At 74.7% G+C, this 14,441-nt stretch carries 13 protein-coding genes; 4 read left to right on the top strand and 9 right to left on the bottom strand.

Annotated elements, in window-relative coordinates:
* Positions 1 to 5: 5 nt before the first annotated feature.
* The 5 genes from cseC to ACZ8ZB_RS18810 all read right to left on the bottom strand — a co-directional run bounded on the left by cseC (position 6) and on the right by ACZ8ZB_RS18810 (position 4,640).
* The gene (gene cseC / locus ACZ8ZB_RS18790) at positions 6 to 1,352 is read right to left on the bottom strand and encodes a two-component system sensor histidine kinase CseC (RefSeq protein WP_470738852.1); all 1,347 of its coding nucleotides are present in this window, start codon (positions 1,350 to 1,352) and stop codon (positions 6 to 8) included.
* A 9-nt stretch (positions 1,353 to 1,361) separates the two neighbouring features.
* Positions 1,362 to 2,060, bottom strand: coding sequence for a two-component system response regulator CseB (cseB, locus tag ACZ8ZB_RS18795; RefSeq protein WP_470738853.1), 699 nt, complete (start codon positions 2,058 to 2,060; stop codon positions 1,362 to 1,364).
* 142 nt (positions 2,061 to 2,202) lie between these two features.
* Positions 2,203 to 2,859, bottom strand: a complete 657-nt coding sequence (locus tag ACZ8ZB_RS18800) for a hypothetical protein (RefSeq protein WP_470738854.1) — start codon at positions 2,857 to 2,859, stop codon at positions 2,203 to 2,205.
* The gene (locus ACZ8ZB_RS18805) at positions 2,847 to 3,398 is read right to left on the bottom strand and encodes a SigE family RNA polymerase sigma factor (protein ID WP_470738855.1); all 552 of its coding nucleotides are present in this window, start codon (positions 3,396 to 3,398) and stop codon (positions 2,847 to 2,849) included. The genes ACZ8ZB_RS18800 and ACZ8ZB_RS18805 overlap by 13 nt, the downstream gene beginning before the upstream one ends.
* Before the next feature lie 306 nt (positions 3,399 to 3,704).
* Positions 3,705 to 4,640 (bottom strand): HhH-GPD family protein, encoded by a 936-nt coding sequence (locus ACZ8ZB_RS18810; RefSeq protein ID WP_470738856.1) that lies wholly within the window; start codon positions 4,638 to 4,640, stop codon positions 3,705 to 3,707.
* 131 nt (positions 4,641 to 4,771) lie between these two features.
* Between ACZ8ZB_RS18810 and ACZ8ZB_RS18815 the strand changes: the two genes are divergently transcribed.
* Together ACZ8ZB_RS18815 and ACZ8ZB_RS18820 are read left to right on the top strand one after the other, a co-directional pair.
* Complete coding sequence (locus tag ACZ8ZB_RS18815) at positions 4,772 to 6,352, top strand: sensor histidine kinase (RefSeq protein ID WP_470738857.1); 1,581 nt, start codon at positions 4,772 to 4,774, stop codon at positions 6,350 to 6,352.
* Entirely contained in the window at positions 6,349 to 7,014 is a 666-nt protein-coding gene (locus ACZ8ZB_RS18820) for a response regulator transcription factor (RefSeq protein ID WP_470738858.1), read from the top strand. The genes ACZ8ZB_RS18815 and ACZ8ZB_RS18820 overlap by 4 nt, the downstream gene beginning before the upstream one ends.
* Positions 7,015 to 7,020: 6 nt before the next feature.
* Here the strand turns inward: ACZ8ZB_RS18820 and ACZ8ZB_RS18825 are convergent, their stop codons facing one another.
* Positions 7,021 to 7,674, bottom strand: coding sequence for a phosphatase PAP2 family protein (locus tag ACZ8ZB_RS18825; RefSeq protein ID WP_470738859.1), 654 nt, complete (start codon positions 7,672 to 7,674; stop codon positions 7,021 to 7,023).
* 174 nt (positions 7,675 to 7,848) lie between these two features.
* Between ACZ8ZB_RS18825 and ACZ8ZB_RS18830 the strand changes: the two genes are divergently transcribed.
* A complete protein-coding gene (locus ACZ8ZB_RS18830; RefSeq protein ID WP_470738860.1) occupies positions 7,849 to 8,736 on the top strand; it encodes a hypothetical protein in 888 nt (295 codons plus the stop codon).
* A 127-nt stretch (positions 8,737 to 8,863) separates the two neighbouring features.
* Here ACZ8ZB_RS18830 and disA read toward each other — a convergent pair whose 3' ends face one another.
* Both disA and radA read right to left on the bottom strand, forming a co-directional pair.
* Entirely contained in the window at positions 8,864 to 9,988 is a 1,125-nt protein-coding gene (disA, locus tag ACZ8ZB_RS18835) for a DNA integrity scanning diadenylate cyclase DisA (protein WP_381231189.1), read from the bottom strand.
* Between the two features lie 80 nt (positions 9,989 to 10,068).
* Entirely contained in the window at positions 10,069 to 11,478 is a 1,410-nt protein-coding gene (radA, locus tag ACZ8ZB_RS18840; protein ID WP_470738861.1) for a DNA repair protein RadA, read from the bottom strand.
* Positions 11,479 to 11,686: 208 nt separating this feature from the next.
* On the opposite strand from radA, the gene ACZ8ZB_RS18845 reads away from it, so the two are divergent.
* Positions 11,687 to 13,471, top strand: coding sequence for a BACON domain-containing protein (locus tag ACZ8ZB_RS18845; protein ID WP_470738862.1), 1,785 nt, complete (start codon positions 11,687 to 11,689; stop codon positions 13,469 to 13,471).
* Here ACZ8ZB_RS18845 and ACZ8ZB_RS18850 read toward each other — a convergent pair.
* Positions 13,468 to 14,346, bottom strand: coding sequence for a DUF3109 family protein (locus ACZ8ZB_RS18850; protein WP_470738863.1), 879 nt, complete (start codon positions 14,344 to 14,346; stop codon positions 13,468 to 13,470). The genes ACZ8ZB_RS18845 and ACZ8ZB_RS18850 overlap by 4 nt on opposite strands.
* Positions 14,347 to 14,441: the final 95 nt, after the last annotated feature.

Raw genomic sequence — 14,441 nt, forward strand, 5'->3', positions numbered from 1 at the left:
TTCGGTCAATGCGCCAGCACCGGATAGCTCCCGGTGTTCGTCGGCGCGTGCTCGGGCAGCCACAGCACGGCGACCGCGCCCTCGGCCGGCACGTCGTCCGACGCCCCCGCCGGGCGTACGTTGCGGAAGGTCAGCCGTGCGCCCAGTACCCGGGCCTGCCCCGCCGCGATGGTCAGGCCCAGCCCGTGACCCCGGCCGGCCCGGTCCGCGCTGCCGGTGCGGAAGCGGCTCGGCCCCTCGGCGAGCAGGGCCTCGGGGAAGCCCGGCCCGTGGTCGCGGACCCGGACGACCCGGCCCTCGACGGTGACCTCGACGGGCGGCCTGCCGTGCCGGGCGGCGTTGGCGAGCAGGTTGAACAGCACGCGCTCCAGGCGCCGCGGGTCGGTGGTCACCTCCGACTCGTGCACCACCCGCACCGTGACGTCCGGCTCCTTCGCCCGGACCCGCCGGACGACGAACTGGCCCAGCAGGATGTCCTGCAGTTCGGCCCGCTCGGACGCGCTGTCCAGCCGGGCCACCTCCAGGACGTCCTCGACGAGGGTGCGCATCGCCCTGGCCCGGTCCAGCACCAGCTCGGTAGGCCGGCCCGGCGGCAGCAGCTCGGCGGCGGTGAGCAGACCGGTCACCGGGGTGCGCAGCTCGTGCGCGATGTCGGCGGTGACCCGGCGCTCGGCCTCCAGCCGCTGCCGCAGCGCGTCCGCCATGGCGTCCACCGCGCTGGCCAGGTCGTCCGTCTCGTCCCGCACCACCCCGCCGATGGCCTCGCGCACCCGGACGTCCGTCTCGCCCTTGGCGACCCGGTTGGCGGCCGTGGCCGCCTTCCGCAGCCGCCGCGACAGGTGCCCGCCGATGAGCACCCCGAGCGCGCTGCCGCCCAGCACCACCGCGATGGAGCCGATCACCAGGGCCTGGTCGAGGTCCTTGAGGATGTCCGAGCTGCGGTCCGTGAAACCGGAGTGCAGGGACATCACGCGTCCGTTCTTCAGCGGCACCGCCGCCCAGATGTCCGGCGCCCCGCCCGGCCGGTCGGCCACGTAGGTCGCCCGCCGGCCCCCCTCGGCCTTCTCCCGCAGCTCCTCGGGCAGCTCCGGGTCGTCGATCTTGGTGTTGGGGAAGTTCAGCCGTCCCGACAGCTCGTAGTTGCGCTGGGCGATCAGGATGCGCTCGTCCGCCAGGTCGCGCGCGTTGTCCAGCATCGACACCCGTGCCGCGTTGTGCACGACCAGGCTCAGCGCGATCGCCACCAGCGCCCCGACCAGCGCGATGGCGGCGCTGAGCTTCCACCGCAGACCCGTCCCTATGCCCGCCCGGGCGACGGACGCCGCCACCAGGCGCCGGAAGCACCCCCGCATCGGTTCCTCTCAGGCCTTCAGTTTGTAGCCGAAGCCGCGGACCGTCTCGATGCGGTCCTGGCCGATCTTCGTACGCAGTCGCTGCACATGGACGTCCACGACCCGGGTGTCTCCGCCCCAGCCGTACTCCCACACCCGTTCGAGCAGCTTGTCGCGGGAGAGCACGGTGCCCGGCGCCGCGGAGAACTCCAGCAGCAGCCGCATCTCGGTCGGCGTCAGCGCCACCGGCTCGCCCGCCCGGCGCACCTCCATGCCCCCGGTGTCGACCACCAGTTCGCCGAACACGAGCACACCCCCGTCGCCCGGTCCCGCCGCGTCCTCCCGGCCGCCGTTCGCGCGTCCGAAGCGGCGCAGCACCGCGCGGATCCGGGCCACGAGCACGGCGCTGTCGAACGGCTTGGTCACATAGTCGTCGGCGCCCGCCTCCAGGCCCAGCACCACGTCGATGGCGTCGGCCCGTGCCGACAGCATGATCACCGGCACCATCGACTCGTCCCGGATGCGCCGGCACAGGCTGACCCCGTCGAGGCCGGGGACCATGACGTCGAGCAGTGCGATGTCGGGGCGGTCCGCGCGGAACGCCTCCAGGCCCGACAGCCCGTCGGGCTTCGCGGTGACCGCGAAGCCGTCCCGCTCCAGGGTGAGCTGGGTGGCCTCGCGGATGACGTCGTCGTCCTCGACGAACAGGACGTGGGTCTGGTCTGCCATCCCGGTGCTCTCAGTCCTCGTGTGATCTCGGGTCGGTGCGGACGTGCTTCCTCCGCCCCCCACACGGACGCGGGGGCCGCGCCGCGGGTTCACCCGTTCATCGGTCCGGGCGGCCGCGCCGGTTCACGCCGTGAGCCATGTCTCAGCCGGCGGGCCTCGGTGACGGCTCCGAGCCGGCCACCTGCCCGTAGTCGTTGTGCGTGCGGTACTTCTCGGTGAACCGGCCCGAGCCCCAGCGGTACGTGATCACGTCATCGCCGGACGGGCTCGACACCGGGTCCCCCCGGTCGTACACCTGCTTGGTCACCACCAGGTCCCCGCCGTCGATCTCCGCGTACACCGGAGGCTCCTCGGCCGAGAACACGTTCACGTACGCACCGTCCTGCTCGCGGTACACATACGTGCCGATACCGACCGCGTCTCCGCAGGTCAGCACGTTGACGAGAACGTCGTCGACGGCTCCTCGGGTGAGATCGCCGTAACTCACGTCGACGGGGTACTCGTCGGCGACGCACGGCTGCAGCTCCCGCTTGACCTCCGCCGAGACCGCCGGGTCGGCCTTGACCAGCCGGACCGCGTCCACCCGGTCGGGGGCCGGCGAGGGCTGTGCCGACGCCGCCGCGGCGGGGGCGCTCGCCACGGGGGCCGCGTGCGCCGGGCCCTCGTCCCGCGCGCCGGTGCCGCCCGTGCCGCAGCCGGCGACGAACAGGACGGCGGCGGCGAGCACGGTCGTCGCCGTGCTCGCCGCCCGGGCGGTGGTCCGGGCCCGTGCGGGCCCCGTGCCGGTCAGGCCGCGCAACGCTCCCGCTCCTCACGCTCCAGCGCGCGTGCGTCCAGCTCGCGCGCCTCCAGCTCCTCGCGGAGCCGGGCGAGCGCCCGGTGCAGCGTGCTCTTGACCGTTCCGGCCGACATGCCGAGGGCGGCGGCCGTCTCGTCCGTGGACATCTGCTCCCAGTGTCGCAGCACCACGACACTGCGCTGCTTCGGGGCGAGGACCTTCAGGACGTCCATCAGCAGGGCGCGGTCGGCGTGCTGCTCGGTGGCGTCGTCCACACAGGCTTCCGGGAGCTGCTCGGTGGGCACCTCCTCCAGCTTGCGGGCCCGCCACCACTCCGTCCGCGTGTTGATCATGACCCGGCGCAGGTAGGCGTCGGCCAGCCGCTTGTCCTCGATGGTCTCCCAGCGGCCGTACGTCCGGGCCAGCGCGGTCTGCAGCAGGTCCTGCGCGTCGACGGGGTCCGGGACCAGGCGGCGGGCGCTGCGCAGCAGCGCGTCCTGCCGGGTGCGGACGTACTCCTCGAACGCGAGCACCTCGCCCCGCCCCGTGTCCTGCGCCATGGTGAACCGCCTCCCGCTCCCCGTGCCGGCCCGCCCGCGCGGGCCGGTTGTCCTGCTCGTGTTCCGTCGTCTCCGTGCCCTCGTCGAGCACGTGATCGAAGGTACGGAGGCGTTGTCACGGCGCTGTCCGAAGCAGCCTGCGGGAAGCCCTCGGCTGTCCGTCGGTTGTGTAACGGAAGGAGGAACGGGGTGAAGCGGGCGACCGGTCGAGGGTGTCGTGGGCCGATATGGCCGGCCGTACCGGTGGGGCGTGTGCGAAGCGGCCGTGTCCGGCGTCGGACGCGTGTGTGCCGGCCGTGCCCGACGTCAGGTCATCGGCAGCCGGTACAGACCGCCCGGCAGCGGCTCCACCAGACCGTCGGCGACCAGACCGTCCAGTGCGCGGGCACGCTGCACCGGCTCGTGCCACACCCGGTCCAGCGAGGCCTGCGGCACCGGGCCGTGCGCCTCCCGCAACACGGCCAGCAGCCGCCCGCGGACCTGGCGGTCCGTGCCCGCGTACGTCTGGCCCCGGCGCGGCGGGCCGTCGTGGGCCGGCTTGCCCGCCAGCCGCCAGGCGCACTGCGCGGCGATCGGGCAGCGGTGGCACGACTCGTTCTTCGCCGTGCACACCAGCGCGCCCAGCTCCATGGAGGCGGCGGCCCACCGCGCGGCGGTCGCGGCGTCCTCCGGCAGCAGGGCCCGGGCCAGCCGGCGCTCGGCGGCGGTGGTGGCGTTCGGGGGGTACTGCGCACCGGTGACCGCGCGGGCGAACACCCGGCGCACATTGGTGTCCAGCACCGCGTGCCGCTGCCCGTACGCGAACGACGCCACCGCCGCGGCCGTGTACTCCCCGATGCCGGGCAGCGCCAGCAGCTGGGCGTGGTCGGCCGGTACGTCGCCGCCGTGCCGCTCCGTTATGGCGACGGCGGCGCCGTGCAGCCGGAGCGCGCGGCGCGGGTAACCGAGCCGGCCCCAGGCGCGGACCGCCTCACCGGGCGCCTCCGCGGCGAGGTCGGCGGGGCGCGGCCAGCGGGCCAGCCACTGCTCGTAGACGGGCAGGACCCGGTTCACCGGGGTCTGCTGCAGCATGAACTCACTGACCATCACCCCCCACGCACCGGCCTCCGGACGCCGCCACGGCAGATCCCGGGCGTGCTCGTCGAACCAGTCGATGACGGGGGAGTGCAGCGGCTCACCGGGAGCACGTTCGGACACGGAATCGGCGTCGGGGCCGTACGGGGGTTTGGTGGGAGCAGTCATGGCCCCTCGATCCTCCCACGCCGGGCCCCGCCCGCGGTGGGAGCGCCACGGCGGGGGCCTCCCGCGGGGTGACGGCGCACCTGACGATCGACAGCGGTGGCACACCCCCGTCCGCTTGTAGCGTCGGGACCATGGAACGCGCCCGTCCCGTCGCGCTCGCCCAGGGCTGCCTGCTCTGGGCGGCCCTCGCCCTGCCGGCGGTCTGCGCCGACCGGCTCGGGCTGAACGAGCCGCGTCCGCTCCGGCAGCAACTCGCCGGACTCGTGGTGCTCGCCGCCGCCACCGCCGTGGCCCGGCGCCGGCCGGCGGCCGCCTTCGGGCTGACGGCCGGGCTGAGCCTCGCCGCCGCGCCCGCGCTGTTCAGCGTCTCCTACGGCCCGGCCCTCGCGGTGTTCGCGCTGCTGCTCGGCCTGCGGGCGTCCCGTACGGCCCCCGCGGCGCTGTGCTTCGCCGCCGTCGCCTGCGTCGGCACCGCGAGGATCACGGTCGTGGGGTCGGACCCGGTCCCCGAGTGGCTGGTCCTGACCGGCACCCTGCTCTTCGGCTGTGTCCTCCCCTGGCTCGGCGGGCGTTACTGGCGGCAGAGCCGCGCGCTCACCGCGGCGGGCTGGCTGCGGGCCGCCCGCCTGGAGGAGGAACAGCGGCTGTCCGGGGAACGCGCACGGCTGCGCGAGCGGGCCAGGATCGCCCAGGACATGCACGACTCCCTGGGCCACGAGCTGAGCCTGATCGCCCTGCGCGCGGGCGCCCTCCAGGTCGCCCCCGACCTCCCCGGCCACCACCGGGCCGCCGCGGCCGACCTGCGCGCCGCCGCCGCCGACGCCACGGACCGGCTGCACCGCATCATCGGCGTCCTGCGGGAGGACGACGAGCCGCTGCCGCTCGCCCCGGCCGGCGAGAACGTCGAGCAGCTCGTCGCCCGCGCCGCCGAGTCCGGTCTGCCGGTGCGCTGGGAGACCGGCGGGCGGGACACGGCCGTGACGCCCGGCGAGGTCGCCGAGCGGCTGCTGCACCGGGTGACCAGGGAGGCGCTGACCAACGCGGCACGGCACGCACCGGGGGCACCCGTCGTCGTGGCGGTGACGGGGGACGACGTGCGGGGGGCGAGCGTCACCATCACCAACGGACGGCCGGCGCACGACGGTCCCCGGGCCCCCGGCGGCGGTTCGGGACTGCCCGGACTGCGCGCCGCCGTCACCGCGGTCGGCGGCACGTTCGAGGCGGGCCCGCACGCCGACGGGTTCCGCGTCCGGGCGCACGTCCCCGCGCGGGCGGACGCGGCGCCCGCGCCACCGCGTCCCGCCTCCGCCCCCTTCACCCGCGCCCGCCGTCGTGTCGCCGCCGGTCTCGGCGCCGCCGCCGGCGCGGGCGTCGTCCTGGTCGGCGTGACCTTCGGCTGGTACGCGTACACCGAGACGCACGCGGTGCTGGAGCCCGCCGCCTACGCCGGACTGCGCCTGGGCACACCGGTCGCGGACCTCGCGCGGACGCTGCCGGACCGGCGCGTCCAGGACCCGCCGACGGAGCGCGCGCCCGCACCGCCCGAGGGCACCGACTGCCGCTACTACCGCGCGAGCGGCGAGCTCTTCGTCTCCGTCGACCACTTCCGGCTCTGCTTCGACGACGAGGGGCGCCTGGCCGCCAAGGATGTGATCCCGCGCGTCGGACCGTCCGGCGAACGGCGGGACGACCACGAGGAGTCAACACCGTGATCCGGGTCCTGCTGGCCGACGACGAGGCGATGGTGCGCGCCGGGGTGCGCGCCATCCTGGGGAGCAGCGGTGAGACGGAGGTGGTCGCCGAGGCGGGCGACGGCCGCGAGGCCGTCGAGCTGGCCCGGGCGCACCGCCCCGACGTGGCGCTGCTCGACATCCGCATGCCCCGCCTGGACGGGCTCGCGGCGGCCGAGGAGATCGCCCGCACCGTCCCCGGCACGGGGATCGCCGTGCTCACGACGTTCTCCGAACGCGCCTACGTCGCCCGCGCCCTCGGCGGCGGCGCCACCGGATTCCTGCTGAAGTCCGGCGATCCGTACGAACTCATCGCGGGTGTACGGGCGGTGGCGGGCGGCGCGGCCTTTCTGTCGCCCAAGGTGGCCCGGTACGTCATCGAGGGTCTCGGCGGAGCCGACGGCGGCGGCCGGCTCGCCCGGGAGGCCGAGGCGCAGGCGCGTGCGGCGGTGCTGAGTCCGCGCGAACGCGAGGTCCTCGGCCTGGTCGGGGCCGGACTGTCCAACCCGGAGATCGCCGCCCGGCTGCATCTCGTCGAGGGCACGGTGAAGGCGTACGTCAGCGCGGTCCTCGACCGGCTCGGCGTGCGCAATCGCGTACAGGCGGCGATCGTCGCCTACGAGGCGGGCCTGGTGGCGGACTGAACCCGCTCAGCGGCGCCGGTGCGCGGCGTGCGACGGCACCGCGCGGGCGACGGGCTCCGGTCCCGGCCCGGTGAACCACCGCGCGGTGGACGCCGACGACGCACGCATCGTCTCCGTGAGCCGGACCGCCGGGCGCGTGCCCAGGCGTACGGCGGTGAGGGCGACGATCGCGCCGAGCAGCAGGCCCGCCGCCACGTCGTGCGGGTAGTGCACGCCGACGAACACCCGGGAGAACGCCAGGAGCAGGGCCAGCGGGGCCGTCAGCAGGACGAGCGCACGCCGGACCAGGACCAGCGCGAGGGCCGAAGCGCCCGCGATCGTGGCGTGGTTGCTCGGGAACGACCAGTCGCCGTGCGGCGGGCACTCCGCCAGGGACGGGGCGGCGTCGGCGACCGCCCGGCACGGACGCTCCTGCGTCACAACGGACTTGAGCACCTCACTGCACACGTACGCCACAGCCGTGGCCAGAGGTGCAAGGGCCGCGATCGCGAACGCCCGGGTGTCCGCGTGCCGTGCGCGCCACCAGCCGGCCGCGAACAGCGCGATGAACACGAGCAGTCCGGCCTCCGTCCCGATCTCGGCCGTGTGCCGCAGCCACGCGGGGGTGTCGTGCGCGTAGTCGGTGATGTCGCGGTAGAGCCCGCTGTCCACGAAGTCCATGGTCACGGACGGTAGGCGAGGCGTCGATGTGGTCACACCCCGCGATCGTCGCGTGCCGACCCTGACGAAAGACAGGGGTGACAGGGCTCTTACCGGGATGATGATCCGGAAAAGTTCTGCTCGGAGCGGCGGGTGTGACAAGCGAACGCGCCGATCTCTCGTACAGTTTGCGCCGTGGGATCTCTGCGCAATCCGGTCGGGCCGCTTCCCTCCACCATCTACTGGCGTCGGAGGGCCGTACTGCTGTCCGTGCTGGCCCTGTTGGCGTTGTTGATCACCTGGGTGGTGGTCTCCGCGGGCGGGGGCGGCGGTGACCGTGACAACGGGGCCAACGGCAAGAATCCCGCACCCTCCATCACTCCGGGGCCTTCGAGTTCGGGGCCGGCGATCAGTCAGGCGCCGGGCGGGCGGGACGAGTCGGGGAGCGGTGGATCCGACGGCTCCGGCGGGTCCGGCGGGTCCGGCGGGTCCGGTGGGTCCGGTGGGTCCGGGTCCGGCGGCTCGTCGTCCGGGGCCGGGCCCGGGGGCGGCGGGGCCGACGGCGATCCCGCGGACTCCGGCGGCGGCGCCGGGGGCGGCGCGGGCGGAGGTTCCGGGGGCGGTACGTCGGCGGGGGTCGGCGCGGGTGACGCGCTGCCGTCCGGATCGGGGTCCTCGCTTCCCAACTGCACGGCGAACGCGGTGAAGTTGAATCTGCGCAGCTCCCGCAACGCCTATGAGCCGGGGCAGAAGCCCACGTTCCTGCTCACCGTGCGGAACACCTCCGGGGGCGACTGCAAGGTCGATCTCGGGCCGGAGAGCGCGGTGTTGACGATCACCCCGGCGAGCGGCGACGACGCGTACTGGGCGTCGGACGACTGCCCGAAGGGAGCGCGGAGCCTGGTGTTCCGGGTGCCGGCGGAGGACAGCATCACGTACACCGTGGAGTGGGACCGCAAGGCGAGCGCGCCGGAGTGCGCGACGCCGAAGGCCGGTGCGGCCGGTGCGGGCACCTACCTGGTGGAGGCGAAGGCGCCGGGCTTCGAGAAGGTGCGGACGTCGTTCGTGCTGGAGACGGACTAGCCGTCGACCACGGGCAGTCGTGCCGCAGGGCGATGAGGTCCCCGCTCGGGCGCGGCCGAGAGCGGGGGAGCCGCCCCGCGAACGCGGGTGAGCGAAGACCCCCCGCTCCGCAGCAGCCAGGGGCTCCCTAGACGTACCGCTCGAGGATCGAGCTCTCCGCCAGCCGCGAGAGCCCCTCGCGCACGCTCCGCGCCCGCGCCTCGCCGACCCCGTCCACCGTCTGCAGGTCGTCCACGCTCGCGGCGAGCAGCTTCTGCAGCCCGCCGAAGTGCTCCACCAGACGGTCGATGACCGTCCTGGGGAGCCTCGGCACCTTCGCCAGCAGCCGGAAACCGCGCGGCGACACCGCCGAGTCCAGGGTCTCCGGAGAGCCCGTGTAGCCCAGGGCGCGGGCCACCGTCGACAGCTCCAGCAGTTCCGCCTGGGGCAGCGCGTCCAGTTCGTGCAGGGCCTCGTCGACCGTGCGGGAACGCTTGGCGGTGGGCTCGGGCACGTAGTCCCGCACGATCAGCTCGCGCTCCGGCTCCACGCCCGCGATCAACTCGTCCAGCTGGAGGGCGAGGAGACGCCCGTCGGTGCCCAGTTCGACCACGTATTCGGCGATTTCGGTGGCGATGCGGCGCACCATCTCCAGCCGCTGCGCGACCGCTGAGACGTCCCGGACGGTCACCAGGTCCTCGATCTCCAGCGCCGACAGCGTGCCGGCCACCTCGTCGAGACGGAGCTTGTAGCGCTCCAGGGTGGCCAGCGCCTGGTTGGCGCGGGACAGGATCGCCGCCGAGTCCTCCAGGACCCGGCGGTGGCCGTCGACGTACAGCGCGATCAGGCGCATCGACTGGGAGACGGAGACGACCGGGAAGCCGACCTGCTTGGAGACGCGGTCGGCGGTGCGGTGCCGGGTGCCGGTCTCCTCGGTCGGGATGGTCGGGTCCGGCACCAGCTGGACGCCCGCCCGCAGGATCTTGGACAAGTCGGACGAGAGCACGATGCCGCCGTCCAGCTTGCACAGCTCGCGCAGCCGGGTCGCGGTGAACTCGACGTCCAGCACGAAGCCGCCGCTGCACAGCGTCTCGACGGTCTTGTCGGAACCGAGCACGATGAGACCGCCGGTGTTGCCGCGGAGTACGCGCTCCAGGCCGTCACGCAGGCTGGTGCCGGGCGCCACGGCGCTCAGCGAGGCGCGCATCAGGCCATCGGAACCGGTACTCCCACCGGACTTTCCGGGAGCTGCCGCCCGGTCGTTGGCTGCCACTGCACTCCTCCGGTCGCAGGTTCTGGGCGCCCCCGTTTCTCGCACTCGGTTCGTACGGACGGGCGAGACCTGGGCAAAGTCTACCGGCGGTCCTCCTCCTCCCGCGGGGCCTCTCGGCGACGGGAGCGCGGAAGGACCCGCAGGGCGTCCCCCACGTCCGCCACTTCCAGCACCTTCATGCCCGGCGGGACCTTGCCCGGATCGCTGGGCACCAGGGCGTGCGTGAAGCCCAGGCGATGCGCCTCGGCGAGCCTGCGCTGGACGCCCGTGACCCGTCTCACCTCACCGGCCAGGCCGACCTCGCCGATCGCGACCAGGTTCTTCGGCAGCGGGGTGTCGATCGCCGCCGACGCCAGCGCGAGCGCCACGGCCAGGTCGGCGGCCGGCTCCGAGAGCTTCACCCCGCCGACCGTCGCGGAGTAGATGTCCCGTTTGCCCAAAGCGCTGATGCGGCCCCGCTGTTCCAGCACCGCCAGCATCATCGACACGCGCGAGGTCTCCAGACCGGACGTGGTGCGCCGGGGCGAGGGGATCTGGGAGTCGACCGTGAGCGCCTGCACTTCGGCGACCAGGGGGCGGCGGCCCTCCAGGGTGACGGTCAGACAGGTGCCCGGGACCGGTTCGTCGCGACGGGTCAGGAAGAGTCCGCTGGGGTCCGCGAGGCCCGTGATGCCCTCGTCGTGCAGCTCGAAGCAGCCCACCTCGTCCGTCGTGCCGTAGCGGTTCTTGACGCCGCGCACCAGACGCAGGCGCGCGTGCCGGTCGCCCTCGAAGTGCAGGACGACGTCCACCAGGTGCTCCAGCAGGCGCGGCCCGGCGATCGCGCCGTCCTTGGTGACGTGGCCCACGAGGAGCGTGGACATCCCGCGCTCCTTGGAGGCCCGGATCAGCGCCCCGGCCACCTCGCGGACCTGGGCCATGCCGCCCGGGGCGCCGTCGATCTCGGGGGACGCCACCGTCTGCACCGAGTCCATGATCAGCAGGGACGGCTTCACCGCGTCCAGGTGGCCGAGCACGGCGGACAGGTCCGTCTCGGCGGCGAGGTACAGGTGGTCGTCGATGGCGTGGATGCGGTCGGCGCGCAGCCGGACCTGGCTCGCCGACTCCTCCCCGGTGACGTACAGCGTGCGGTGCTCCTCGCTCGCCGACTTGGCCGCCACGTCCAGCAGCAGCGTGGACTTGCCCACGCCCGGCTCACCCGCGACCAGCACCACCGCGCCGGGCACGAGGCCGCCGCCGAGCACCCGGTCCAGCTCGGGCACGCCGGTGGAGCGGGCGGTGGCCTGGCGGCCGTCGACCTGGCCGATGGGCAGGGCGGAGGTGGTGACCCGTCCGGGCGCCGTCGTGCGGACCGCGGGCGCGCCGTACTCCTCGATCGTCCCCCAGGCCTGGCACTCGGGGCAGCGGCCGAGCCACTTGGCCGTCTGCCAGCCGCACTCGGTGCAGCGGTAGGACGGGCGGTCCTTGGAGGTCTTGGTACGGGCAGCCATGCGGAAAAGGTAACGGCACGCACTGACAACGGGGCCGCCGCGCCCCCCGCCCGCCGCACGGGGAGCGGGTGCGGCGGCCCCGGAGGAGAGGGCAGCTCACGGGCCGGTGAAAGGTTCCTGTACCCGATAGAGGGATCGTTTCACCCGTACGGATTAAAAGTGCGCAGGGCTCCGGAAGGCGCCGCCCCGCGCCGCCTACGGTCGCCGGATGACGAGCAGTGGCCCGGAGACCCCGACCCGCACGACCGGAACACACCGGACGCACCGGGAGGCGCGCGACCGCGGGGCCGCGCGCACGCTGGCCCAGCGGCCGGCCACCCGCTACGAGCCCCATCTGGACGGCCTGTTCACCTACTGCCTGTCCGTCCTGTGCGACCACGACGCGGCGACCGCCGCCCTGGCCGACGTCCTCGTGCTCGCGGAGCGCCGCGGCCGGCACGTCCCCGACGAGTTCGGGAGCCGCGCCTGGCTGTACGCCCTGGCCCGCTGGGCGTGTCTGCGCGAGCTGGCCGAGGCCGGGCGGAAACGCCGGACCACCCACGCCGTGGGCGGTGCCGGCCGGCGGCGGACGGCCGGGGCCGCCCCCGTCCCGGCCGTCTCCGAGGAGGTCCGGGAGCAGCGCCGCCGCGAACTGGCCGCGCTGGCCTGGCCGGAGGCCGCCGGCACCACGCCCGAGCAGCGCGAGGCGCTCGAGCTCGCCGTGCGCCACCACCTCGCCGCCCACGAGGTCGCCGCCGTGCTCGGCATGCGGCCGGCCGCCGCGCACGAGCTGCTGGCCGCCGCGGCCTGCGAGGTGGAACGCACCCGCGCGGCGCTCGCCGTCGTCGAGACCGGCGCCTGCCCGGGTGTGGCACACCTCACCGGCGACCGGCGGCTCGTGCTCAGCGCGACCCTGCGCCGGGAGCTCGTCCGGCACGTCGACGACTGTCCGCGCTGCCGCCGCACCGCCGAGCGGGCCGTTCCCGGCCGCTGGCCCGGCACCAGCGTCACACCGGACGCGCTGCCCGTGCTCCCGGCTCCCGGCGCGGCCCTGCACGCCGCCATGGCGCACCCTCCACGCGCGCGCGGCGCCGCGCCCCGCTTCGACCGGCACGGCTTCCCGATGGACCCCAAGGACCGCGTCGCCCGGCGGGACCGGCTGCGCGCGCGTGCCGTCACGACGACGGTCGTCGCCACCGTCGTCGCCGCGCCGGTGTTCGCCCTGTGGGCCGCCTACCGGAGCACCCCCGTGGGCGAGGCCCAGGACGGCCGCTCGGCCTCCGCGCGGGAGGACGGCGGCCCCCTCCACCTCGGCGGCGAGGGGGCGGGCGGCTACGAGAACACCGGCAACGCGAGCACCCGGCCCGGAACCGGATTCGGCGAGAACGGCGAGCCGGACGTGTCCGTGGAGGTCGTGAGCGTCGCCGGAGCCGGGCGGGAGGGCGCCGCCGTGCTGGGCGTCACGGCCGACCACAGCGGCGACACCACGCTGATCACCCTGACCGCGAAGGGCTCGGAGCCGGTCCACTGGTCCGTGTCGACGGGAGCGTCCTGGCTCTATCCGAGCCGGTCCTCGGGAACGCTGGCCCCCGGCGAGTCGACGACGGTCAAGGTCCACGTCGACCAGCTGCGCGAGCCGTCCGGCCGCTGGAGCGCGACCGTGAGGGTCTCGCCCGCCGGTTCCGTCGTGACCATCGACGGCCACGGCCCCGCCCCCTCCGCCCCGGGCGGAGGCTCGCCCTCCGGCCACCCCGGCGGACCGGGCGCCGCGCGCCCCGGCACGCCGAGCGGTTCGCCCCCGTCGTCGCCCGGCCCGGAGCCGACGCCCACGACGCCGGCGCCCCCGGGCCCCACGCCGAGCGATCCGCCGTCCTCACCGGACCCGGACCCGGGCTCCGGGACGGGCGGCCCGACACCCGCCGGGCCCGCCCCCTCCGAGCCGGTGACGGCCGGCCCGCAGGACCCGTCGCCGGCCGCCGGGGGCGACGGCCCGAGCCCGGCCGCGTACTCCTAGGGGCGGGCGGGGTCCGCCGGATGCGGGGCCAACAGGGGCAGCTGCGAGGCCAGCCGTTCCTCGCACAGCTCGACCAGGCGGTCGTAGCCCGCCTTGCCCATCAGCTCGGTCAGCTCCGCGCGGTAGGAGACGTACACCGGGTCCCCGGCGCCGTGCGCCGAGGTGGCCGAGGTGCACCACCAGTGCAGGTCGTGGCCGCCCGGGCCCCAGCCCCGGCGGTCGTACTCACCGATCGACACCTGCAGCACGCGCGTGTCGTCGGGCCGGTCGATCCAGTCGTAGGTCCGCCGGACGGGCAGCTGCCAGCACACGTCCGGCTTGGTCTCCAGCGGCTCCCGGCCCTCCTTGAGGGCCAGGATGTGCAGCGAGCAGCCCATGCCGCCCGCGAAGCCCGGCCGGTTCTGGAAGATGCACGAGCCCTGGAACGGGCGGGTCTGACGGTCGCCGTCCTCGTCCTGCGAGACCCAGCCGTTCCTCGTGCCCTCCGCGTGGTGCTGCCAGATGTCCGGTGTGAGCCTCGCCACATGCCCGGCGACCCGCTTCTCGTCGTCCTCGTCCGAGAAGTGGGCGCCCAGGGTGCAGCAGCCGTCGTCCGCGCGGCCCGCCTGGATGCCCTGGCAGCCACTGCCGAAGATGCAGTTCCAGCGAGAGGTCAGCCAGGTCAGATCGCAGCGGAAGACCTGCTCGTCGTCTGCCGGATCAGGGAATTCCACCCACGCGCGGGCGAAGTCGAGCCCCTTCTCGTCCTCCGCCGGAGCCGTCACCGGCGTCCGCGGTGCTGTCACCTGCGAAGAACCCTCGGCCAGTCCGGCCTTCTTGTCCTTCCTGGCCTTCTTGTCCGTCTTTTCGTCCTTCGCCTTTTTCGTCTTTGGCACCCGTCCAGGGTAAGTCGCCCACGTCCTCCGCCGGGACCGGCCCGGCCGCCGCGGAACGGGCATCGCACCGCGCGGCGGGCAGTAGCGTTCCGTGC

It is taken from the genome of Streptomyces sp. 12E, from assembly GCF_055633275.1.

Coding starts and splice junctions, on each gene's coding strand:
- cseC (WP_470738852.1), bottom strand. CDS start 1,352: ATGCGGGGGTGCTTCCGGCGCCTGGTGGCGGCGTCCGTCGCCCGGGCG.
- cseB (WP_470738853.1), bottom strand. CDS start 2,060: ATGGCAGACCAGACCCACGTCCTGTTCGTCGAGGACGACGACGTCATC.
- ACZ8ZB_RS18805 (WP_470738855.1), bottom strand. CDS start 3,398: ATGGCGCAGGACACGGGGCGGGGCGAGGTGCTCGCGTTCGAGGAGTAC.
- ACZ8ZB_RS18810 (WP_470738856.1), bottom strand. CDS start 4,640: ATGACTGCTCCCACCAAACCCCCGTACGGCCCCGACGCCGATTCCGTG.
- ACZ8ZB_RS18815 (WP_470738857.1), top strand. CDS start 4,772: ATGGAACGCGCCCGTCCCGTCGCGCTCGCCCAGGGCTGCCTGCTCTGG.
- ACZ8ZB_RS18825 (WP_470738859.1), bottom strand. CDS start 7,674: ATGGACTTCGTGGACAGCGGGCTCTACCGCGACATCACCGACTACGCG.
- radA (WP_470738861.1), bottom strand. CDS start 11,478: ATGGCTGCCCGTACCAAGACCTCCAAGGACCGCCCGTCCTACCGCTGC.
- ACZ8ZB_RS18845 (WP_470738862.1), top strand. CDS start 11,687: ATGACGAGCAGTGGCCCGGAGACCCCGACCCGCACGACCGGAACACAC.